At 43.4% G+C, this 18,784-nt stretch carries 32 protein-coding genes; 2 read left to right on the top strand and 30 right to left on the bottom strand.

All coding sequences use genetic code 11. The features are described from left to right. Positions 1-103: 103 nt before the first annotated feature. A complete protein-coding gene (locus ACR6HW_RS14125; protein ID WP_455728369.1) occupies positions 104-1,105 on the top strand; it encodes a helix-turn-helix domain-containing protein in 1,002 nt (333 codons plus the stop codon). Positions 1,106-1,436: 331 nt separating this feature from the next. Here the strand turns inward: ACR6HW_RS14125 and rpsI are convergent, their stop codons facing one another. Both rpsI and rplM read right to left on the bottom strand, forming a co-directional pair. Next, complete coding sequence (gene rpsI / locus ACR6HW_RS14120; RefSeq protein WP_455728368.1) at positions 1,437-1,832, bottom strand: 30S ribosomal protein S9; 396 nt, start codon at positions 1,830-1,832, stop codon at positions 1,437-1,439. Between the two features lie 14 nt (positions 1,833-1,846). Further along, complete coding sequence (gene rplM, locus ACR6HW_RS14115) at positions 1,847-2,281, bottom strand: 50S ribosomal protein L13 (protein WP_455728367.1); 435 nt, start codon at positions 2,279-2,281, stop codon at positions 1,847-1,849. A 325-nt stretch (positions 2,282-2,606) separates the two neighbouring features. Here rplM and ACR6HW_RS14110 point away from each other — a divergent pair, with 325 nt between their 5' ends. Continuing rightward, positions 2,607-4,022 (top strand): ISNCY family transposase, encoded by a 1,416-nt coding sequence (locus ACR6HW_RS14110; RefSeq protein WP_455730852.1) that lies wholly within the window; start codon positions 2,607-2,609, stop codon positions 4,020-4,022. Positions 4,023-4,105: 83 nt separating this feature from the next. Here the strand turns inward: ACR6HW_RS14110 and truA are convergent, their stop codons facing one another. The 28 genes from truA to rplP all read right to left on the bottom strand — a co-directional run bounded on the left by truA (position 4,106) and on the right by rplP (position 18,759). After that, positions 4,106-4,858, bottom strand: a complete 753-nt coding sequence (gene truA / locus ACR6HW_RS14105) for a tRNA pseudouridine(38-40) synthase TruA (RefSeq protein WP_455728366.1) — start codon at positions 4,856-4,858, stop codon at positions 4,106-4,108. Next, positions 4,858-5,652 carry an energy-coupling factor transporter transmembrane component T family protein gene (locus tag ACR6HW_RS14100; protein ID WP_455728365.1) on the bottom strand — a complete coding sequence of 265 codons (795 nt, stop codon included), beginning with the start codon at positions 5,650-5,652 and terminating at the stop codon, positions 4,858-4,860. Before ACR6HW_RS14100 ends, truA begins: the two co-directional genes overlap by 1 nt. Further along, on the bottom strand, positions 5,646-6,569 hold the full coding sequence (locus ACR6HW_RS14095) for an energy-coupling factor transporter ATPase (protein ID WP_455728364.1): 924 nt from the start codon (positions 6,567-6,569) through the stop codon (positions 5,646-5,648). The genes ACR6HW_RS14100 and ACR6HW_RS14095 overlap by 7 nt, the downstream gene beginning before the upstream one ends. Beyond that, positions 6,554-7,384: an energy-coupling factor transporter ATPase gene (locus ACR6HW_RS14090; RefSeq protein WP_455728363.1), complete on the bottom strand. Its 831-nt coding sequence runs from the start codon at positions 7,382-7,384 to the stop codon at positions 6,554-6,556. Before ACR6HW_RS14090 ends, ACR6HW_RS14095 begins: the two co-directional genes overlap by 16 nt. Before the next feature lie 186 nt (positions 7,385-7,570). Next, on the bottom strand, positions 7,571-7,912 hold the full coding sequence (gene rplQ / locus ACR6HW_RS14085) for a 50S ribosomal protein L17 (RefSeq protein ID WP_455728362.1): 342 nt from the start codon (positions 7,910-7,912) through the stop codon (positions 7,571-7,573). 13 nt (positions 7,913-7,925) lie between these two features. Further along, entirely contained in the window at positions 7,926-8,876 is a 951-nt protein-coding gene (locus ACR6HW_RS14080; RefSeq protein ID WP_455728361.1) for a DNA-directed RNA polymerase subunit alpha, read from the bottom strand. Between the two features lie 68 nt (positions 8,877-8,944). Further along, entirely contained in the window at positions 8,945-9,565 is a 621-nt protein-coding gene (gene rpsD, locus ACR6HW_RS14075; protein WP_455728360.1) for a 30S ribosomal protein S4, read from the bottom strand. 25 nt (positions 9,566-9,590) lie between these two features. Next, positions 9,591-9,989 (bottom strand): 30S ribosomal protein S11, encoded by a 399-nt coding sequence (gene rpsK, locus ACR6HW_RS14070; RefSeq protein ID WP_455728359.1) that lies wholly within the window; start codon positions 9,987-9,989, stop codon positions 9,591-9,593. 18 nt (positions 9,990-10,007) lie between these two features. After that, positions 10,008-10,379 (bottom strand): 30S ribosomal protein S13, encoded by a 372-nt coding sequence (gene rpsM, locus ACR6HW_RS14065; protein WP_455728358.1) that lies wholly within the window; start codon positions 10,377-10,379, stop codon positions 10,008-10,010. A gap of 101 nt (positions 10,380-10,480) precedes the next feature. Beyond that, a complete protein-coding gene (gene rpmJ, locus ACR6HW_RS14060; protein WP_455728357.1) occupies positions 10,481-10,594 on the bottom strand; it encodes a 50S ribosomal protein L36 in 114 nt (37 codons plus the stop codon). Between the two features lie 11 nt (positions 10,595-10,605). Next, positions 10,606-10,827, bottom strand: a complete 222-nt coding sequence (gene infA / locus ACR6HW_RS14055; protein WP_455728356.1) for a translation initiation factor IF-1 — start codon at positions 10,825-10,827, stop codon at positions 10,606-10,608. A gap of 21 nt (positions 10,828-10,848) precedes the next feature. Beyond that, the gene (locus ACR6HW_RS14050) at positions 10,849-11,130 is read right to left on the bottom strand and encodes an RNA-binding protein (protein WP_455728355.1); all 282 of its coding nucleotides are present in this window, start codon (positions 11,128-11,130) and stop codon (positions 10,849-10,851) included. After that, complete coding sequence (map, locus tag ACR6HW_RS14045; RefSeq protein ID WP_455728354.1) at positions 11,127-11,891, bottom strand: type I methionyl aminopeptidase; 765 nt, start codon at positions 11,889-11,891, stop codon at positions 11,127-11,129. Before map ends, ACR6HW_RS14050 begins: the two co-directional genes overlap by 4 nt. A gap of 1 nt (position 11,892) precedes the next feature. After that, positions 11,893-12,537, bottom strand: coding sequence for an adenylate kinase (locus tag ACR6HW_RS14040; protein WP_455728353.1), 645 nt, complete (start codon positions 12,535-12,537; stop codon positions 11,893-11,895). A gap of 10 nt (positions 12,538-12,547) precedes the next feature. Next, the gene (secY, locus tag ACR6HW_RS14035; RefSeq protein ID WP_455728352.1) at positions 12,548-13,813 is read right to left on the bottom strand and encodes a preprotein translocase subunit SecY; all 1,266 of its coding nucleotides are present in this window, start codon (positions 13,811-13,813) and stop codon (positions 12,548-12,550) included. Further along, positions 13,814-14,254, bottom strand: coding sequence for a 50S ribosomal protein L15 (rplO, locus tag ACR6HW_RS14030; protein ID WP_455728351.1), 441 nt, complete (start codon positions 14,252-14,254; stop codon positions 13,814-13,816). Between the two features lie 23 nt (positions 14,255-14,277). Further along, positions 14,278-14,454, bottom strand: coding sequence for a 50S ribosomal protein L30 (gene rpmD / locus ACR6HW_RS14025; RefSeq protein WP_455728350.1), 177 nt, complete (start codon positions 14,452-14,454; stop codon positions 14,278-14,280). A 12-nt stretch (positions 14,455-14,466) separates the two neighbouring features. Further along, the gene (rpsE, locus tag ACR6HW_RS14020) at positions 14,467-14,973 is read right to left on the bottom strand and encodes a 30S ribosomal protein S5 (protein WP_455728349.1); all 507 of its coding nucleotides are present in this window, start codon (positions 14,971-14,973) and stop codon (positions 14,467-14,469) included. A gap of 16 nt (positions 14,974-14,989) precedes the next feature. Continuing rightward, on the bottom strand, positions 14,990-15,358 hold the full coding sequence (gene rplR, locus ACR6HW_RS14015; protein ID WP_455728348.1) for a 50S ribosomal protein L18: 369 nt from the start codon (positions 15,356-15,358) through the stop codon (positions 14,990-14,992). Positions 15,359-15,375: 17 nt separating this feature from the next. Further along, positions 15,376-15,921 (bottom strand): 50S ribosomal protein L6, encoded by a 546-nt coding sequence (gene rplF / locus ACR6HW_RS14010; RefSeq protein ID WP_455728347.1) that lies wholly within the window; start codon positions 15,919-15,921, stop codon positions 15,376-15,378. A 25-nt stretch (positions 15,922-15,946) separates the two neighbouring features. Beyond that, positions 15,947-16,348: a 30S ribosomal protein S8 gene (rpsH, locus tag ACR6HW_RS14005; protein WP_455728346.1), complete on the bottom strand. Its 402-nt coding sequence runs from the start codon at positions 16,346-16,348 to the stop codon at positions 15,947-15,949. A 24-nt stretch (positions 16,349-16,372) separates the two neighbouring features. After that, positions 16,373-16,558: a type Z 30S ribosomal protein S14 gene (locus ACR6HW_RS14000; protein WP_455728345.1), complete on the bottom strand. Its 186-nt coding sequence runs from the start codon at positions 16,556-16,558 to the stop codon at positions 16,373-16,375. Positions 16,559-16,571: 13 nt separating this feature from the next. Continuing rightward, positions 16,572-17,111, bottom strand: coding sequence for a 50S ribosomal protein L5 (gene rplE / locus ACR6HW_RS13995; protein ID WP_455728344.1), 540 nt, complete (start codon positions 17,109-17,111; stop codon positions 16,572-16,574). Positions 17,112-17,135: 24 nt separating this feature from the next. Continuing rightward, positions 17,136-17,447: a 50S ribosomal protein L24 gene (rplX, locus tag ACR6HW_RS13990; protein WP_455728343.1), complete on the bottom strand. Its 312-nt coding sequence runs from the start codon at positions 17,445-17,447 to the stop codon at positions 17,136-17,138. 18 nt (positions 17,448-17,465) lie between these two features. Continuing rightward, positions 17,466-17,834, bottom strand: coding sequence for a 50S ribosomal protein L14 (rplN, locus tag ACR6HW_RS13985; RefSeq protein ID WP_455728342.1), 369 nt, complete (start codon positions 17,832-17,834; stop codon positions 17,466-17,468). 24 nt (positions 17,835-17,858) lie between these two features. After that, positions 17,859-18,113 (bottom strand): 30S ribosomal protein S17, encoded by a 255-nt coding sequence (gene rpsQ, locus ACR6HW_RS13980; RefSeq protein WP_455728341.1) that lies wholly within the window; start codon positions 18,111-18,113, stop codon positions 17,859-17,861. A 17-nt stretch (positions 18,114-18,130) separates the two neighbouring features. Continuing rightward, the gene (rpmC, locus tag ACR6HW_RS13975; protein WP_455730893.1) at positions 18,131-18,301 is read right to left on the bottom strand and encodes a 50S ribosomal protein L29; all 171 of its coding nucleotides are present in this window, start codon (positions 18,299-18,301) and stop codon (positions 18,131-18,133) included. 26 nt (positions 18,302-18,327) lie between these two features. Beyond that, positions 18,328-18,759 (bottom strand): 50S ribosomal protein L16, encoded by a 432-nt coding sequence (gene rplP, locus ACR6HW_RS13970; RefSeq protein ID WP_455728340.1) that lies wholly within the window; start codon positions 18,757-18,759, stop codon positions 18,328-18,330. Positions 18,760-18,784: the final 25 nt, after the last annotated feature.

Genomic DNA, 18,784 nt, shown 5'->3' with positions numbered 1-18,784 from the left:
ATACAACAACACCACTGATTATAATTGATAACGCCTATCATTTCAAGGATGATAAGGCATTCACTATTTTTGCATTGTTTTGCACTATTTTGAGGTGACCCCAATGGAACTAACGCCGTTTCAACAAACGTTTATGCACCATTTAGGCTTTAAAAAAACTGAACACGGGTACAGAACCACCTATTCCAACCCCGACGACCCTTCAATCGGCTTTGTCTCTTACTACACCAAACCCGGATCCTACACCGTCGTCTTCGCCGATTATCAAATTCCGGCGTCCTTCGACGTGGTTTTTAACGCCTCTATCCATCACTTGCGCTTTGGCATCGTCTCAGCCGGCAATGCCGAGTACCAAGTGCACAATCAGCCGACGACACATTTTAAGCCCGCGCCATTTATGGCCATTGAAAAAGACCTCCGCGGTACACAGCGGTGGAAAAAAGGTCAGCGTTACTCGGGCATTGAAATCTTTGTGGAATACAGCTATTTGAAAGCCCTGTCTAAAACTTTTCCCAGTGTGCAGTCGCTCTTGACTTTTCCAGTGAATCAAGCCTTGCTCTACGTCCCTATTGAAGTGGTGGACATTCTACGGTTCGTGGAAGCGCACATAAAAAAAGACACCTTGACGCCTTTGCTGTTAGAGGCAAAGGTGCTCGAGTGTCTCGCTGAAATCGGACTGGGCCTACAGGCGTTTCCTCAGGAACATCTACAGGCGCTGTTCCACAACGCGTCGCTGTCTTTAAAATCCAGTCGCGATGTCTACTTGGGCCGCAGCGATAGGGCCATTATCCGTCAAGTTCGGGAAATGCTCCTCGAACAGTTAAGCGCACCGCCATCTATTCAAGAAATTTGTCAAGCGCTGTACATCAACGAGCAAAAACTGACATCGGGGTTTAAGAACGTTTATCAGACCACTGTGGGCAACTACATACAAGAGTTGCGGCTCAGTGAGGCGGCCAACTTATTGAGCACCACCGACTGCTCTATTGAGGAGATTTCTACGAAAGTGGGCTACAGCCACCCCTCCAATTTCTCAAAGGCGTTTAAGAAAAAGTACGACCGTACCCCGCTGAAGTATAGGAAGTTTCACAAGACGCGAACGTGAGGGCGCTTTAGCAGTGCCTTTTCAAAAATACGACAAAACACGGCGGTATCAGCCGTGTTTTGTCTAGTTTAACAGCTTTCGTATTCGTAAACGTCTCCAGAAGCTGTCCCGTCAGTACGCTATTAGCTTGTTATTGGAAGATCGTAGGTCATAAAGGTTAAGGTGCCACACAGGTCGTCTATACGTACGTGTCGAGATAAACAAAATTTAGTGTATATTGTTTGTATACTACGTGTATACTATAACCTATTTTTGAGCTTATTTCAAAGAAATCAAAATATAAAAAAACCCCCGAATTCCAATGGTTTCGGGGGTTGCATTTGAAATTGTATTAACGCTTTGAGAACTGAGGTGCTCTTCTCGCTGCTTTGAGACCGTATTTCTTTCTTTCTTTCATTCTTGGGTCTCTCGTTAAGAAACCTGCAGCCTTAAGAACCGGTCTGTTTTCAGAGTCTACTTGTAAAAGCGCTCTAGAAAGACCATGTCTTACAGCACCGGCTTGACCAGTGAAACCGCCGCCGTGAACTCTAACGATAACGTCGAATTTACCAGCGTTGTTTGTTAAGTCGAGGGGTCTTCTTACTTCTCTTCTCAATGTATCGAAGTTGAAGAACTCATCAACATCTCTACCGTTAACGATAAATTTACCTGTACCAGGAACTAATCTAACTCTTGCGACAGAGGTTTTTCTTCTTCCTGTACCTTGATATTGCATCGATTTAGCCATTCAAACAACCTCCCTTACAGATTAATTTCTAATACTTCAGGTTTTTGAGCTTCATGCTTGTGCTCAGGACCGGCGTATACTTTTAATTTTCTATACATTTGACGACCTAAAGTGTTGTGCGGTAACATGCCTTTAACAGCGAGCTCAACAATTTTCTCAGGTTGTCTTTGGTTCATTTCTCTAAAAGTTCTCTCTTTCATGTTACCGATGTAACCTGTGTGCCATCTGTACATTTTTTGATCAACTTTTTTACCTGTAACTCTAACCTTTTCAGCGTTGATAACGATTACGAAATCACCTGTATCAACGTGTGGTGTATAAATCGCTTTATGTTTTCCTCTTAAAATTTTAGCAACTTCTGAAGCTAATCTACCTAGTGTCTTGCCTTCAGCATCGACAACGTACCACTTTCTTTCGATTTCAAGCGGTTTTGCAACGTAAGACTTCATCTAGTGACCTCCTTAAAAATATTTCACCGTTTATATCATCACAAAACCCGGGGCAGGATTTTTGATTTCTAAAGTCATGTTCGCCGTTATGTACGACGAAATCTCTCGCGATTGTCACAATTCACATGACAAACCACAATCTATTTTACAGGACAAAGCCAGTCTTGTCAATGGTTATCCTCAACATTAATCGTTTTTTATGATTCACATGTGATAATGTCTTAAGTAATCAAACGTGATTTTGTCCCAAAAGATATAATGCTATAATAATACCTCAATGAATGAAAGCATCGAGGTAAATTAAATGACAAAGGTAGAATTACGTATGAATGAAAATCTAAAATATGAAATCATTAAAAAGCTCGTCGATACGAATGGCAATAAAAAAACAGCTTCACTTAAGCTAGGCTGTAGTATTAGAACGGTTAATCGATTAATCCAGGGCTATCGGTCAGAAGGGAAAGACTTCTTTGTCCATGGAAACCGTGGAAAGAAACCCGTTCACGCCCTGTCTAGCGAAACTAAAACGTTGATTTTAGGACTTTACAGGACCAAGTATCCCGATGCGAATTTCGCTCATTTTACTGAAATCCTAGCAGAGCAAGAACACCTTTTTCTTTCTCCAACTACTGTAAAAAATATCCTTATGGAACAAGATGTTTTATCTCCCAAGGCTCACAGGTCAACAAAGAGAGCCCTTCGTAAAAAATTAGAAGCCCAAAAGAAAAAGGCTACTTCTAAAAGGGACATGGCGATTATTCAGCACAAGATCGTTGAACTCGATGAAAGCCACCCTAGAAGACCTAGATCCGCCTACTTTGGAGAAATGCTTCAGATGGACGCTTCGGTTCACATCTGGTTTGGTGGCGTCAAAACCCACTTACACGCTGCTATAGACGATGCCACAGGGCGAATCGTGGGGGCTTACTTCGACCACCAAGAAACACTTAAAGGCTATTACAATGTCTTTCATCAAATTTTAACAACCTATGGTATCCCACACATGTTTTACACAGACAGAAGGACTGTTTTTGAATACAAACAAAAAAAGGCCCCTTCACTTGAAAAGGATACCTTCACTCAGTTTTCTTACGCTTGCCATCAACTAGGGGTAGATATAAAAGTAACAAGCGTTCCACAGGCCAAAGGACGCGTAGAACGCTTATTCCAAACACTACAATCACGACTGCCGATCGACTTAAGAAACGCAGGCGTATCAAGCGTAGAGCATGCCAACGAATTTCTGAACTCCTACATAAAGAAATTCAATGACAAGTTTGCTCTGCCTTTTGATAATAACAAATCTGTGTTTGAAACGCAACCGTCTGATGAAAAAATCAATCTAACGCTTGCGGTAATTGCTGAGCGCAAAATTGATACAGGCCATTGCATTAAATTTGAAAATCAATATTTTAAACTCATGGACGACAGAGGCCTCCCTATTTATTACCACAAAGGCACTCCGGCTGTCATTATTAAGGCTTTTAACGGCTGTTTGATGGCCTCTGTAAACGAGAACGTTTATGAACTCGAACTTATCCCTTCTCATCTAAGGAAATCTAAGAACTTTGATTTTCAGGACGAGTTCGAGGCTCTGCCTAAAAAACGCAATATCCCTTCTATGATACATCCATGGCGGAAGAGCGCCATCAAGAAATTTATCAAAACACACTATGCTCAACACAATTATACTTTTGAGGACATCATTAACACTCAAGAAAACTTTTTCTCCGCTAATTAACAAAGCACCAGCTTTTTACTGGTGCTCATGTTTCATTTATTTTGGGACATTTTCAAAAGTGATTGACATGGTTATCCTCAACATTAATCGTTTTTTTGTGGATAACTTACCGAGACGAGATAGAGCCCATTTGGCGGTGCCGTCCACCGCGCCCTTGAGCGATCGCCACTGGCGATAATCTCGGGAACAGCAGCAGAATCAATGTGCCCATGACCGACGCGCAACAACAGGCCGATAATGATTCGAACCATGTTGTACAAGAAGCCGTCACCTGTAATCTCAAATGTCCACAGCCCTTCGGACACCTCCAGTGTAAAGGCGTGCACCGTGCGCACCGTCGTCTTTACATGGCTGCCTGAGGCCATGAAGCCCTTAAAATCGTGGGTGCCTAGAAAAGCCGTCATCGCCTGACGCACAGCAACCTCGTCCAGCGGCTTTTTCACCTGCGCGTAATGTGCCTTGTAAAAAGGGTTGCGCGCCTCAGATACGTAGAGCTTGTAGGCGTAGGTCTTCCCCACGGCGCTGTATCTGGCGTGAAAGTCCGCCGGCACCTCTTCCAGTGCCGTCACATAGATGTCCTCCGGCAGACGGTTGTTGAGGGCGAAGCGCAGCTTGTCAGCCGGCATCAGAGCCGGTGCTGTAAAAGAAGCGCACTGTGCCAGCGCGTGTACACCGGCATCGGTGCGGCCGGAAGCGTGAAGAGTAACCGGCGCCTTTACGATATGCGCCAGCGTCTTTTCCACAACGCCCTGTACCGTCACCGCGTTCTGCTGTCTTTGCCAACCGGCGTAAGCACTTCCGTCGTAAGCCACCCACAATGCGTAATGACCGTCCATTAAATCACCACACACACGGCGACATAAACCGCCGTCACCACCGTGCCGATGGCGTCGAGCTTCGTATAGCGGAGCACTTTAAGGCGCGTGCGCCCTTCCCCGCCGCGGTAGCAACGCGCTTCCATCGCCATGGCGAGGTCGTCGGCACGTCTAAACGCAGAGATAAACAGCGGTACCAAAAGCGGAATCAGCGCCTTGGCGCGGTTCACGAGATTGCCGCTCTCAAAGTCGGCGCCACGTGCCATTTGCGCCTTCATAATCTTATCCGTCTCTTCAAGTAGTGTCGGAATAAAACGCAGGGCGATGGTCATCATCATAGCCAGCTCGTGTGCCGGAAGCCCGATGCGTTTAAACGGCGTGAGCAAATGTTCGATGCCGTCGGTCAACTCTATGGGCGAAGTGGTCAGCGTCAAAAGCGACGTGCCCATAATCAGCAAAATCAGTCTAAACGCCATAAAGAAAGCCCGTTCCAGTCCTTTGGCGTAGATTTTCACAAAGCCTACGTGCACCAACGGCGCGCCTTCCCCCGGGGTGAGAAACATGTTGATTAAAAAAGCGAAGATAATCAACATCAAAATCGGCTTAAGCCCCCTGAGAATGAATTTTAACGGCACCTTGGAAAGAAAGATGCACGTGCCGATAAACGCCACCACCACGGTGTATGCCCACAGGTTCTCCACGAGAAACAGAGAGACCAAGTACATAATAGAAGCCAGTATTTTAAAGCGCGGGTCCATTTTGTGAATGGGCGACTCAGCGCTGTAGTATTGTCCAATAGTAATATCTCTTAGCATGGCGTCACATCCTTCTTAAGACCGAGGGCGTCTATGGCTGTAAGCGCCTCTTCAACGGTAATAATGTCTTTCGGAACTGTAAAGCCCCGCTCGTCGAGGGCGCGTATGAGATAAGCAATTTGAGGCACTGCGAGGCCAATGCGCTCGAGGTGCTCAATTTCTCTAAAGACTTCTTTGGGCTTGCCGTCGAGGGCCACTTTGCCCTTGTTCATAACGATGAGGCGTTCCGAAATTTTCGCCATGTCCTCCATGCTGTGTGAAACGATGATTACCGTCAACTGCTCTTTAGCGTGTAGGGCTTTGATTTGCCCGAGGATCTCGTCGCGTCCTTTAGGGTCTAGACCGGCAGTGGGCTCGTCTAAAATTAAAACACTGGGGTTCATCGCCAAAACGCCTGCAATGGCGACGCGTCTCTTTTGACCGCCACTGAGCTCAAACGGCGACCGCTCCCGATACGTCTCGTAGTCGAGGCCGACAAGTGCCATAGAGGCTTTGACGCGCCTCAACACCTCGGTTTCGTCTAGGCCGAGGTTTTGGGGACCAAAGGCGATGTCCTTTTCAATGGTTTCCTCAAAAAGTTGGTACTCAGGGTACTGAAACACCAGTCCCACGCGCTTCCGAACTTCCAAAAGACGCTTTCTACGCGCTTCTTTTTGCTGTTTTCGAGCCCTTCTGCTTTTAGCAGGGGCGCCGATCCCCTCAGTGATGTTGAGGCCACTGACGATAATGTCGCCGGTGCTCGGTTTTAAAATGCCGTTGAGCTGTTGAATCAACGTCGACTTGCCGGAACCCGTATGGCCGATTAAGCCGATGAACTCGCCGTCTTCTATCGTCAAGTTGATATCGTCGAGGGCACGCGTTTCATTGGGCGTCCCCATGTCGTACAGATGTGATAACGCTTTTATTTCAATAGACATAATTCATCCACCAATTCTTCCACAGTTAAATTTTCTTTTGACACCGCGTAGCCCAGCTTCTCCAGTTCGTAGGACAGCGCCGTCACCTGAGGGACGTCGAGGCCGATTTCTTTTAGAGCATCGACTTTTGAAAACACTTCTTTTGGCGTGCCCTCCAAGACGATTGCGCCTTTGTCCATGACGATAATGCGATCGGCGTCAACAGCTTCGTCCATGTAGTGCGTCACGTGTACCACCGTCATTTTTTCCACCTTGTTGAGATGGAGGATGGTCTCGACGACTTCTTTGCGACCGGAGGGGTCGAGCATCGCCGTCGGTTCATCGAAGATGATACAACGCGGTTTCATCGCCAAGATGCCCGCAATGGCAACGCGCTGTTTTTGCCCACCGGAAAGGTGATGCGGCGGCTTCCGTTTAAACGCTTCCATACTGACGCTTTTCAGCGCTTCGTCGACACGCGTGCGAATTTCCTCTGTGGGAACGCCGAGGTTCTCGGGGCCAAAGGCCACGTCTTCTTCAACGATGGTGGCCACCAACTGGTTGTCGGGATTCTGGAACACCATCCCCGCGTTCCGGCGCACTTCCCAAACGTTTTCTTCTATAGAAGTGTCGATGCCGTTTATATAAATCTTGCCCTCTGTCGGCAAGTAGATACCGTTGAAAAGCTTAGAAAGCGTCGATTTACCGGAACCGTTATGGCCGATAATCACGACGAATTCGCCTTCTTTTATCTCCAAATTAACGTTTTTTAAAGCGTATTTATCAGGATCTTTTTCATCCGGATAACGAAACGTCAGCTGTTCTGTCTTTATCATATTATCCCCTAACTTTTATCATCACAGTCTCATATGTCATTATAAAATTTTTTAGGCGGGAATGCCACCGTTTGAATGTATCTTTTTTGTCATATGTAATATTGGGGAAAAGGTTTATGTATGCACAAAAGGGACTAAAGTCAATCCTTAGTCCCTTGTTGTCACTCTCTGAATTTGGCTTATTGATTAAACGAGCTCAAGTTTGCACATTGGCGCTGCGTCGCCTCTACGAGGACCTGTTTGAATTAATCGCGTGTAACCACCATTTCTCTCTTTGTAGTTTGGTGCGATCTCGTCAAATAATTTTGCAACAACGGCTTCTTCAGTAACGAAAGCAAGGACTTGTCTTCTCGCGTGTAAGTCACCTCTTTTAGCAAGTGTGATCATTTTCTCTGCAAGTTTCTTTGCTTCTTTACCTCTTGTGACAGTTGTCTTAATTTGTCCATTCTTTAGAAGAGATGTCGTTAAGTTTCTAAGCATCAGATTTCTATGTGAACTTGGTCGACCAAGTTTACGGTAAGCTGCCATCTTCTTCCCTCCTTTATTCGTCTTCTTGTCTGAGACCTAACTGCAATTCTGCCAGCTTGAAACGCACTTCTTCAAGCGACTTCTTACCTAGATTTCGGACTTTCATCATATCTTCTTCACTTTTGTTTGTTAATTCTTCAACAGTGTTTATGCCAGCTCTCTTAAGACAGTTGTACGATCTCACCGATAGGTCGAGTTCTTCAATTGTCATTTCGAGTACTTTTTCCTTGATGTCCTCTTCTTTTTCCACCATGATTTCAACACCGTTGACGCTGTCGGTCATGTTGATGAAGAGGTTCAAGTGTTCAGACATAATCTTTGCACCTAAAGATGTCGCTTCATCGGCTTTTATCGTGCCATCCGTCCACACCTCAAGTGTCAATTTGTCATAATCAGCGATTTTGCCAACTCTCGTTTTATCGACCAAAAAGTTGACCTTTTTAACCGGTGTATAAATAGAGTCACACGGAATAATTCCGATTGGCAAGCCTGCTTCCTTGTTGTTCTCAGCTGGAACATACCCTCTACCACGCCCTAAAGCAATTTCGATAAATAACTTAGAATTTTCTTCAAGGGTACAGATATGGAGATCCGTATTAAGAATTTCCACATCTGCGTCTGCAATAATATCCCCAGCAGTAATCACGCCGGCTTCATCTGCTTCAATACGCAAGATCTTGACGTCTTCGTCAGAATGAATTTTAGCGTAGAGTTCTTTAAGGTTTAATATAATTTCGATTACATCTTCTTTAACCCCTGGTACTGTTGAGAATTCATGAAGAACATTTTCTATTTTAATCCATCTCACTGCGGTGCCTGGCAGAGAAGAAAGCAAAATGCGTCTTAAACTGTTACCCAGTGTTGTTGCATAGCCTCTTTCAAGTGGCTCTACGACAAATTTGCCGTAATCGCCACTCTCGCTCATTTCTACACATTCAATCGTTGGTTTTTCAATTTCAATCACTAGTTAAGACCCTCCTTCTCTTACAAGTCATAAAAACACATCTGAGGGTAATAATATAACTAACCAACCTATTTAGAGTAAAGCTCGACAATAAGATGCTCTTCGATTGGTAGATCAATATCATCTCTTACAGGTAAAGCTGTAATTTTCCCTTCCATCTTTTCAAAGTCAACGTCAACCCACTTTGGTGTGTTTTTTGCAGCCTCTGATAATGCTTTGAATTTTTCTGATGCTTTGCTCTTTTCTTTGAGCTGAACCACATCGCCTACTTCAAGCGCCATTGACGGAATGTTTGCTTTATGACCGTTTAAAGTAAAGTGACCGTGTACAACCAATTGACGCGCTTCTTTTCTAGAATTGGCAAAACCAAGTCTGAAAACAACGTTGTCTAAACGACGCTCTAAAAGTTGGAGCAGGTTTTCACCTGTGATGCCCGTCATTTTTTCAGCGCGATCATAAGTTGCTCTAAATTGTCCTTCTAAAAGGCCATAGTATTTTTTAACTTTTTGTTTTTCTCTTAATTGTGTGCCGTAGCCAGAAAGTTTACTTCTTCTAGCGCCGTGTTGCCCCGGAGCAACCGGTCTTCTTTCAAATGCACATTTATCACCGTAGCATCTGTCGCCTTTAAGGTACATCTTTTGGTTCTCACGACGACATATTCTGCACGATGGTCCAGTATATCTTGCCAATTAAAACACCTCCTAATACTCAGTCCTATACTCTTCTTCTCTTTGGCGGTCTACAACCGTTGTGTGGAATTGGTGTTACGTCCGTGATAGACGAAATTTCCAGACCCGTTGCTTGAAGTGCTCTAATCGCCGCTTCTCTTCCGGAACCCGGTCCTTTAACGAATACAGCAACTGATTTTAAACCATGTTCCATAGCCGCCTTAGTTGCTGCTTCAGAAGCCATCTGAGCAGCATATGGTGTCGATTTTCTTGAACCTTTGAAGCCCAAGCTACCGGCACTTGACCAAGCAATTGCATTGCCGTCGTTATCTGTTAAAGTAACAATTGTATTGTTGAACGTCGCTTGAATGTGGGCTTGTCCACGCTCAATGTTTTTACGTTCGCGTCTTCTTCTAACTTTACGTGCTTTTTTAGCAACAGCCATTTAGTCTGCCTCCTTTACCTATTTTTTCTTCTTACGACTTACCGTTTTCTTAGGACCCTTACGCGTTCTCGCGTTAGTTTTAGTCTTTTGTCCACGAACAGGAAGGCCTTTTCTATGTCTGATGCCTCTGAAACATCCGATTTCTTTAAGTCTCTTGATATTAAGGGCAACTTCTCTTCTGAGATCACCCTCTACAAGGTAATCGTCTTCGATAATTTGTCTTAATTTACTGACTTCTTCTTCAGTAAGATCTTTGATTCTCGTGTCTTCGCTAATACCAGCTTTCCCTAATAATTCTTGAGAAGTTGGTTTTCCAATACCATAGATGTAAGTTAAGCCGATAACAGCTCTCTTGTCTCTAGGCAAGTCAACACCTGCAATTCTTGCCATTGAATTACACCTCCTAATGTGTATAAATCATTTTTAGTAGCATTTATAATGTCGCAAGTTTAAAGGTAATCAGCCGCGCTTTAAACCGCATACAATCCAGATTAACCTTGCGTTTGTTTGTGCTTAGGATTTGCACAGATTACCATGACTTTACCTTTTCTTCTGATAATCTTGCACTTTTCGCACATAGGTTTTACTGATGGTCTAACTTTCATTGTTATCCCTCCTAATTCTTTCCACGCCATACAATTCGACCTCTGGTCAAATCATATGGTGATAAATCTAATGTCACTTTATCTCCAGGTAAAATCCTAATAAAATTCATTCTTAGCTTTCCGGAAATATGCGCTAATACAATATGCCCATTCTCCAGTTTTACCTTAAACATCGCGTTTGGCAATGCTTCAACGACTACGCCTTCAACTTCAATTGAATCGCCTTTTGCCATTAAGTTGTCCCTCCTTTTGGACTAGATTAAGCCTGCTTTCTCAACTTCTTTTCTGATAAAAGCATTATTGAACTTCACACCGTCCGCCACCTTGCTCTGCAGTTCTTCGCTGACCAAGCTGAGCTTGTAGAGGTGTTTCACTTTTTTCTTCTTCGGTTTTTCAAGCTTTCTCACATCGCCGTCGACAAGATGTACGTAAAAATCGTCCAGTATCTCGATAACAATGAAGACTTTATCTTTGTCACGACCAGATTTGGATTTCACAAATTGGCCAATTTCAAGTTCTTTTGTAGATGCTATCATTTTGCCACCTCGTCGTTTAGACAAGTTAAGAGTACAGGGTCCCCATCGGTAATCAGTACGGTGTGCTCGTAATGCGCAGACGCCTTACAGTCTTCAGTAATCACAGTCCAGTCGTCATCTAAGATGCACACCTTATGTGTTCCTTCATTAATCATCGGTTCAATCGCAAGTACCATGCCCCTAGTGAGTCGTGGTCCGCGTCCCGGTGCACCGTAGTTCGGTATCGGCGGGTCTTCGTGAAGTTCTCTGCCAACACCGTGTCCAACGAAGTCTCTCACCACACCATAGCCTTTGCTTTCCGCATACGCTTGAATGGCATGTGAGATATCAGATAATCTATACCCTTCTCGACAGAACTTTAGTCCTTCAAAAAAACTTTGTTTCGTGGCTTCGATAAGCGCCAGTCTCTCAGCACTTACTTTGCCAACAGGATGGGTTTTAGCGGCATCGCCGTGGTAGCCGTCTTTTAGAGCGCCGACATCGATACTGATGATATCCCCTTCTTCGAGTATACGCCCTCCAGGAATACCGTGTATAACTTCCTCGTTAACAGATGCACATATTGAGCCCGGAAAGCCGTGGTAGCCTTTGAAGGAAGGCTTAGCACCGTTTTCCACAATTACACGCTCTGCAATTCGATCGAGTTCCAAAGTCGAAACACCCGGTTTTATCGCTTCTTTAACTTTTTGATGAACCAATGCAACAATCCGACCTGACACTTGCATTAGCTCAATCTCTTTGCTTGATTTTATAACAATCATGCTAGCCTCTCAATGCCTGTACAATGTCATCAGAGACTTTTTGAATGTCCTGTTCGCCGTCGATATTTGCAAGTTTATCTTGCTGCTCGTAATAACGAATCAAAGGCGCAGTCTCATTCATATACACACTGATTCTATTTTTAACAGTCTCTTCAACATCGTCGCTTCTCTGGTAGAGTTCGCCGCCGCACTTATCGCAAACGCCTTCGACTTTAGTCGGGTTGTAGACGATGTGATAAGTGGCGCCGCACGCTTTACAGATTCTTCTGCCAATGGCGCGTTCGACGAGCACATCAGGATTAACGCTGATATTAAGTGTTCTGTCGAGTGTCACCGACAGTTTTTTAAGGACTTTGTCAAGTTCTACTGCCTGAAATTCCGTTCTTGGAAAACCGTCGAGTAGGAAGCCGTCTTTACAGTCGGCTTCACCCAGTCGATCTTCAACAATTTCTACGACGAGGCTGTCTGGAACCAGTTCACCACGATCCATATACGACTTCGCTTTAACGCCAAGTGCCGTGCCTTCCTTGATATTCTTTCTGAAGATGTCCCCAGTAGATATATGTGGAATGCCGTACTTCTCGACGATAAACTCAGCTTGAGTGCCTTTACCAGCCCCCGGTGGGCCTAGCAAAATCAGTCTCATAGTTGCCTCCTTAGTTCAAGAACCCTTCGTAGTGTCTCATCATCATTTGTGCTTCAATTTGCTTCATGGTCTCAAGTGCCACCGATACGACGATGAGCAGCGAGGTACCGCCGAAGCTGAATTGCATATTCGTAATCCCACCGAGGAAGTTCGGTAAAATCGCAATAACTGCGAGGAAAAGCGCTCCGACGATTGAAATTTTGTTAAGTGATTTGCTGAGGTACTCCGCAGTCGGTCTGCCCGGTCTGATACCTGGGATAAAGCCGCCATTTGTCTTTAATCTGTCGCTGACTTCTATCGGGTTGAACGTTACGCTCGTGTAGAAGAAAGTGAAGAAAATGATGAGGAGTGCGTAAATCACGTTGTAAAGAATCGACGTTTGACTGAACCACTGCTTCATAAAGAGATAGAAGCCGGATTCCGGCCAAAATGCGCCGATGGTCATAGGGAACATCAAGATGGAGATGGCGAAGATAACCGGGATAACACCTGCTTGGTTAACTTTTAGAGGTATATGTGTGCTCTGTCCGCCGTACATCTTTCTGCCTACAACGCGCTTAGCGTATTGAACCGGGATTTTTCTCGTACCCTGTTGGATAAAGATGATGCCCATGATAATGACAACCGCTAAGATGATGAATAATGCCAATTGTAAAATGTTCATTTGATCAGCTCTTATGTTTCTAACCATACGTAAAGCTGAACTCGGTAGGCTGGCAATGATCCCCGCAAAGATAAAGAGGGAAATACCATTTCCAATACCTTTTTCAGTGATTTTTTCGCCTAAGTACATTAAAAACGCCGTTCCCGCTGTTAGTGTTAACACAGCAATGAAAGTTGACCATGCGCCCGGCTTATCAAAGAATCTTTGAAAATAACCGAGGCTAAAACCGATGCCTTGTAATACCGCTAATACTACTGTTAAATATCTTGTATATCTTGCAATTTTCTTTCTACCTTCTTCGCCTTCTTTAGCTAAAGCTTCTAGCGAAGGGATCGCAATTTGAAGTAAGTTTAAAACAATAGATGCTGTGATATAAGGGCTGATCCCCAAGGCAAAGATAGTGAAAGTTTTGAAGTTACCACCGCTCATTAAGTTGAATAAACCTAAAAGACCGTCTTGGCTTGCCGAAAAAGCTTCAGCTAACTTTGCACTATTTATTCCTGGTACTGGTACTGCAGATCCTAATCTGAAGATCGCAATCATAGCAAATGTGTAGAGGATACGATTTCTTAGATCAGGGATTTTCCAAGCGTTTCTAAGTGTCGAAAACAATTAAATCACCTCTGCCTTTCCTCCAGCAGCTTCAATTTTGCTAATCGCTGACTGAGTGAATTTATTCGCTTTAACTACAAGCTTTTTATTCAATTCTCCATCGCCTAAAACTTTGATGCCGTAGCTCACTTTTTTCACGATACCAGATTCTAATAAAACTTCCGGTGTAATTTCCGTACCGTCTTCAAATCTGTTCAGCACTTCTACGTTAACGATTGTCCATTCTTTTTTGAATATATTGTTAAATCCACGCTTAGGGATTCTTCTGAATAATGGCATCTGACCACCTTCGAACCCTGGTCTTACACCACCACCTGAACGCGAATTTTGACCATTCATACCACGGCCAGCAGTTGTACCAAGTCCTGAACCAGTACCTCTACCCACGCGTTTTTTTGACTTAGTCGAACCCTCTGCAGGTCTTAAATCATGAAGTCTCATGGTCACACCTCCTTTTGTGAATATTACTCTACTATTTGTACTAAGTGATTAACCTTAGCAACCATGCCTCTCATTTGAGCATTGTCTTGCTTTTCAACCACTTGACCAATTTTCTTAAGGCCCAAAGCTTGAACAGTTGCTCTATGCTTTGGTAATGTGCCTATTGTACTTTTAACCAATTTTACTTTAATTGTAGCCAAGGTTCATACCCCCTAACCTAAGATTTCTTCTACTGTCTTGCCTCTTAACTTGGCAACGCCTTCAGCAGTTTTAAGACTCGTAAGACCTTCTATAGTGGCATTCACCATGTTTCTTGGGTTGTTGCTGCCTAAAGATTTCGCTCTTACATCCTTGATCCCAGCAAGTTCTAATACCGCACGTACAGGACCACCGGCGATAACGCCAGTACCTTCTTTAGCCGTCATGATTCTTACAGAACCGGAACCGAAACGACCTTCTACGTTGTGAGGTATAGTTGTTCCAACTGTAGGAACATAGATCAATCTCTTCTTAGCATCTTCAACAGCTTTTGAAATCGCTTCAGGTACTTCTTTCGCTTTACCCGTACCGATGCCAACGTAGCCGTTTTCATCACCAACGACAACGAGTGCGCTGAATCTGAAATTTCTACCACCTTTAACAACCTTCGTAACACGATTTATATTAATAACCTGTTCTTTGAGGTCTAATTTACTCGCATCAATTAATTGACGGTTCATGTTTATACCTCCCTAATTAAAATTTTAATCCCGCTTCTCTTGCACCTTCAGCAAGCTCTTTAACGCGGCCGTGATAAAGGTAACCACCTCTATCGAATACGACATTTTCAATGCCTTTTTCGAGTGCTTTCTTAGCGACCAATTGACCGACTAATTTAGCAGCTTCTTTGTTGCCTGTGTTGGCCACTTGCTCTTTAATACTTGCATCAAGGCTAGAAGCAGCAATTAAAGTGTTGCCGGCAACGTCATCAATGATTTGTGCATAGATGTTTTGGTTAGATCTAAACACGTTCAGTCTCGGGTGCTCTGCTGTACCGGAAATCTTCTTACGCACTCTGGCATGACGCGCTTTTCTATTTACGTTTCTACTTTTTTTAGAAGCCATTTTATGCTACTCCTTTCCTATTTTTTCTTACCTGTCTTACCTTCTTTACGTGCTACGTACTCATCAGCGTAACGAACGCCTTTACCTTTGTAAGGCTCAGGTTTTCTCCACTCTCTGATTTTTGCTGCGTAGTTACCGACAAGTTGCTTGCTGATACCTTTAACAATAATGTCAGTTGCACTTGGTAATTCAGTTGTGATGCCTTCTGGGTCTTCCATAACAACAGGATGCGAATGACCTAGAGACAATTCTAATTTTTTGCCGCTCTTTGCAGCTTTGTAACCGACGCCGACAATTTTAAGTTTCTTTTCAAAACCTTTTGTTACGCCGAGTATCATGTTGTTGATAAGGGCTCTACTTAAACCGTGTAAAGCTCTGTGTCTTTTATTGTCAGATGGACGCTTAACTGCTAATGTTTCGCCATCGACTTCAATCATAATGTCTTTATCAATTTGTTCTGACAACTCACCTAGTGGTCCTTTAATCGTAACGAGATTAGACTCCGATACGTTAACTTGAACCCCTTGAGGTACTGTAATAGGCGCTTTACCTACTCTTGACATTGTCACACCTCCTAGTTATTCTTAATTACCAAACGTAGCAAAGTACTTCGCCACCAACACCGAGCTTTCTAGCTTCTTTGTCAGTGATAACGCCGTTAGAAGTTGAAATGATCGCTGTTCCTAAGCCGCCTAATACTCTAGGGACGTCAGCTCTCTTCGCGTAAACTCTAAGGCCTGGTTTAGAAATTCTCTTTAAACCAGTGATAACGCGTTCTTTGCCTTCACCGTACTTAAGTTCGATTCTAATAATACCTTGCTTATTGTCTTCAATAAGGTCATATCCTTTAATGTAGCCTTCTTCTAAGAAGAGTTCTACTAATCTTTTTTTCATGTTTGATGCCGGAACATCAACTGTCGCATGTCTAACCATGTTCGCATTTCTGATGCGCGTTAGTAAATCCGCGATTGGATCTGTAGTCATAGCCATGAGAAATTACCTCCTTTCGTTATTCTACCAGCTTGCTTTTCTAACACCTGGTATTTGACCCTTGTACGCCAATTCTCTAAAGCAAATACGGCAAATGCCATATTTTCTAAGGTAGGCATGTGGTCTACCACAAATTTTACATCTATTGTACTCTCTAGTCGAGTATTTTTGCGGTCTTGATTGCTTTACTTTAAGACTTGTTTTAGCCAATGTAATTCCCTCCTTACTTGCTAAATGGCATTCCCATCAATTTGAGTAACTCTCTTGCCTCTTCATCTGTTTTAGCAGTGGTTACAAAAGTGATGTCCATACCTCTAACGGTTTCTACTTGATCAATGTTGATCTCTGGGAAAATAAGCTGTTCTTTAATACCAAGTGTATAGTTACCGCGACCGTCGAATGAGTTCGGGTTAACACCTCTGAAGTCTCTTACTCTCGGTAATGCAATAGAAACAAATCTATCTAAGAACTCGTACATTCTAGCGCCTCTAAGTGTAACTTTAGCACCAACGTTCATGCCTTCTCTCACTTTGAAGTTCGCTACAGACTTCTTAGCTTTTGTGATCACAGGGGCTTGACCAGAAATAGTCGCAAGTTCCTCAACAGCAGCTTTGATAACTTTTGGGTTATCTTTGCCACTACCTAGACCCATGTTGATAACGATCTTTTCAATTTTAGGGATTTCCATAACACTCTTGTAGCTGAACTTTTCCATAAGTTGCTTTGCTACATCGTTTTTATATTTATCTGCAAATCTTGCCACGAGCTAACCTCCTTTCTGACAGGCTTAATCGATTACTTCGCCAGTTTTCACTGAAACTCTGACTTTTTTACCGTTTTCTAATACTTTTGATTTAACTCTAGTGCCTGCTTTTGCTTTCGCATCGTATAACATAACGTTTGAAACGTGGATTGGTGCTTCCATGTGGATTCTGCCACCTTGTTGCACTTTCATAGAAGGCTTTTGGTGCTTCGTTACCATGTTCACGTTTTCAACCAATACTCTTTCCGTCTTAGGGTTCACACTTAATACTTTACCTTTTTTGCCTTTGTCTTTGCCGGCAATAACGATAACAGTATCGTCTTTCTTAATATGCATTTACTACACCTCCTGAGTTTAAAGAACTTCTGGAGCTAGAGAAACAATTTTCATAAACTTCTTATCTCTTAACTCTCTAGCAACAGGTCCGAAGATACGTGTTCCTACTGGAGATAAATCTTCTTTTATGATAACAGCAGCGTTTTCATCGAATTTAACGTAGCTGCCGTCAGGTCTTCTTAAACCATAGTTGCTTCTTACGATAACGGCTTTAACAACATCGCCTTTCTTGACAACTCCGCCTGGCGTTGCATTTTTGACACTCGCCACAATTACATCTCCGATATTTCCGAACTTACGCTTTGAACCACCTAATACACGGATACAAAGTATTTCTTTCGCACCAGAGTTATCAGCAACTTTTAAACGGGTTTCGTTTTGTATCATGCTTTTGTCCTCCTTTAAGCTAAACTACTTCGCTCTTTCGACGACTTCTACAAGTCTCCATCTTTTATCACGGCTAAGTGGTCTAGTTTCCATAATTCTTACTTTATCGCCAATGCCACATGTGTTTTCTTCATCATGTGTCTTGAATTTTTTAGTTCTTTTAACACGCTTACCATACAGTGGGTGACGTACAAACTCTTCGACTGAAACGACGATTGTTTTGTCCATCTTATCACTGGTTACGTATCCTAATCTTACTTTTCTTCTGCCTCTTTCCACAGCGTAACCTCCTTTGCTTATGCTTCGATCTCTTTTTGTCTTAAGATCGTCTTAACACGCGCAATGTCTTTTTTAACGGCCTTGATTTGCATAGGATTTTCCAACTGGCCGGTCGCTAACTGAAATCTTAAGTTGAAAAGCTCATTTTTCAACTCAACTACTTTTTCGTTCAACTCTTGAGGAGTCATTTCTTTAATTTTATTTGCTTTCAACTTTATTCACCACCCTTTTCGACAGTGTCTTCTTTCTTAACGAATTTACATTTGATTGGAAGCTTGTTAGCAGCGAGTCTCATCGCTTCTCTAGCAAGTTCTTCATCGACGCCAGAAAGTTCAAATAATACTCTACCCGGCTTTACAACCGCTACCCAGTACTCTGGAGAACCCTTACCGGCACCCATACGTGTCTCAGCTGGTTTTTGTGTAACAGGCTTGTGCGGGAATATTTTAATCCAAACCTTACCGCCTCTTTTGATTCTTCTGTTAATCGCAATTCTGGCAGCTTCAATTTGGTTTGCTGTAATCCATGTCGGTTCCATTGCTACTAAACCGTAATCACCGTAAGTTACTTTGTTACCTTTTTGAGCAGTACCGCTCATTCTTCCTCTGTGAACTCTACGGCGTTTAACTCTTTTAGGCATTAACATAGTCATTGCCTCCTTTCACAAATTT

This window comes from Fusibacter sp. JL298sf-3, from assembly GCF_053842995.1.
This window is presented reverse-complemented; position numbering and strand designations above follow the sequence as displayed.

What these genes read in the sequence shown, in the direction of transcription:
- rplF (WP_455728347.1), bottom strand. Translation starts at nt 15,921, where the DNA reads ATGTCAAGAGTAGGTAAAGCGCCTATTACAGTACCTCAAGGGGTTCAA.
- ACR6HW_RS14090 (WP_455728363.1), bottom strand. Translation starts at nt 7,384, where the DNA reads ATGATAAAGACAGAACAGCTGACGTTTCGTTATCCGGATGAAAAAGAT.
- ACR6HW_RS14110 (WP_455730852.1), top strand. Translation starts at nt 2,607, where the DNA reads ATGAATGAAAATCTAAAATATGAAATCATTAAAAAGCTCGTCGATACG.
- rpsI (WP_455728368.1), bottom strand. Translation starts at nt 1,832, where the DNA reads ATGGCTAAATCGATGCAATATCAAGGTACAGGAAGAAGAAAAACCTCT.
- truA (WP_455728366.1), bottom strand. Translation starts at nt 4,858, where the DNA reads ATGGACGGTCATTACGCATTGTGGGTGGCTTACGACGGAAGTGCTTAC.
- ACR6HW_RS14100 (WP_455728365.1), bottom strand. Translation starts at nt 5,652, where the DNA reads ATGCTAAGAGATATTACTATTGGACAATACTACAGCGCTGAGTCGCCC.
- rpsM (WP_455728358.1), bottom strand. Translation starts at nt 10,379, where the DNA reads ATGGCAAGAATTGCAGGTGTTGACTTGCCTAGAGACAAGAGAGCTGTT.
- ACR6HW_RS14125 (WP_455728369.1), top strand. Translation starts at nt 104, where the DNA reads ATGGAACTAACGCCGTTTCAACAAACGTTTATGCACCATTTAGGCTTT.
- rpsK (WP_455728359.1), bottom strand. Translation starts at nt 9,989, where the DNA reads ATGGCTGTTGCTAAAAAAGCACGTAAAGTTAGAAGAAGACGCGAACGT.
- rpsH (WP_455728346.1), bottom strand. Translation starts at nt 16,348, where the DNA reads ATGGCTATGACTACAGATCCAATCGCGGATTTACTAACGCGCATCAGA.
- map (WP_455728354.1), bottom strand. Translation starts at nt 11,891, where the DNA reads ATGATTGTTATAAAATCAAGCAAAGAGATTGAGCTAATGCAAGTGTCA.
- infA (WP_455728356.1), bottom strand. Translation starts at nt 10,827, where the DNA reads ATGGCAAAAGGCGATTCAATTGAAGTTGAAGGCGTAGTCGTTGAAGCA.
- rpmJ (WP_455728357.1), bottom strand. Translation starts at nt 10,594, where the DNA reads ATGAAAGTTAGACCATCAGTAAAACCTATGTGCGAAAAGTGCAAGATT.
- ACR6HW_RS14095 (WP_455728364.1), bottom strand. Translation starts at nt 6,569, where the DNA reads ATGTCTATTGAAATAAAAGCGTTATCACATCTGTACGACATGGGGACG.
- rpsE (WP_455728349.1), bottom strand. Translation starts at nt 14,973, where the DNA reads ATGAACCGTCAATTAATTGATGCGAGTAAATTAGACCTCAAAGAACAG.
- rpmC (WP_455730893.1), bottom strand. Translation starts at nt 18,301, where the DNA reads ATGACTCCTCAAGAGTTGAACGAAAAAGTAGTTGAGTTGAAAAATGAG.
- rplO (WP_455728351.1), bottom strand. Translation starts at nt 14,254, where the DNA reads ATGAGACTTCATGATTTAAGACCTGCAGAGGGTTCGACTAAGTCAAAA.
- ACR6HW_RS14050 (WP_455728355.1), bottom strand. Translation starts at nt 11,130, where the DNA reads ATGATAGCATCTACAAAAGAACTTGAAATTGGCCAATTTGTGAAATCC.
- rplX (WP_455728343.1), bottom strand. Translation starts at nt 17,447, where the DNA reads ATGCATATTAAGAAAGACGATACTGTTATCGTTATTGCCGGCAAAGAC.
- rplP (WP_455728340.1), bottom strand. Translation starts at nt 18,759, where the DNA reads ATGTTAATGCCTAAAAGAGTTAAACGCCGTAGAGTTCACAGAGGAAGA.
- ACR6HW_RS14040 (WP_455728353.1), bottom strand. Translation starts at nt 12,537, where the DNA reads ATGAGACTGATTTTGCTAGGCCCACCGGGGGCTGGTAAAGGCACTCAA.
- rplQ (WP_455728362.1), bottom strand. Translation starts at nt 7,912, where the DNA reads ATGGCAGCTTACCGTAAACTTGGTCGACCAAGTTCACATAGAAATCTG.
- rplN (WP_455728342.1), bottom strand. Translation starts at nt 17,834, where the DNA reads ATGATACAAAACGAAACCCGTTTAAAAGTTGCTGATAACTCTGGTGCG.
- rplR (WP_455728348.1), bottom strand. Translation starts at nt 15,358, where the DNA reads ATGGCTTCTAAAAAAAGTAGAAACGTAAATAGAAAAGCGCGTCATGCC.
- rplM (WP_455728367.1), bottom strand. Translation starts at nt 2,281, where the DNA reads ATGAAGTCTTACGTTGCAAAACCGCTTGAAATCGAAAGAAAGTGGTAC.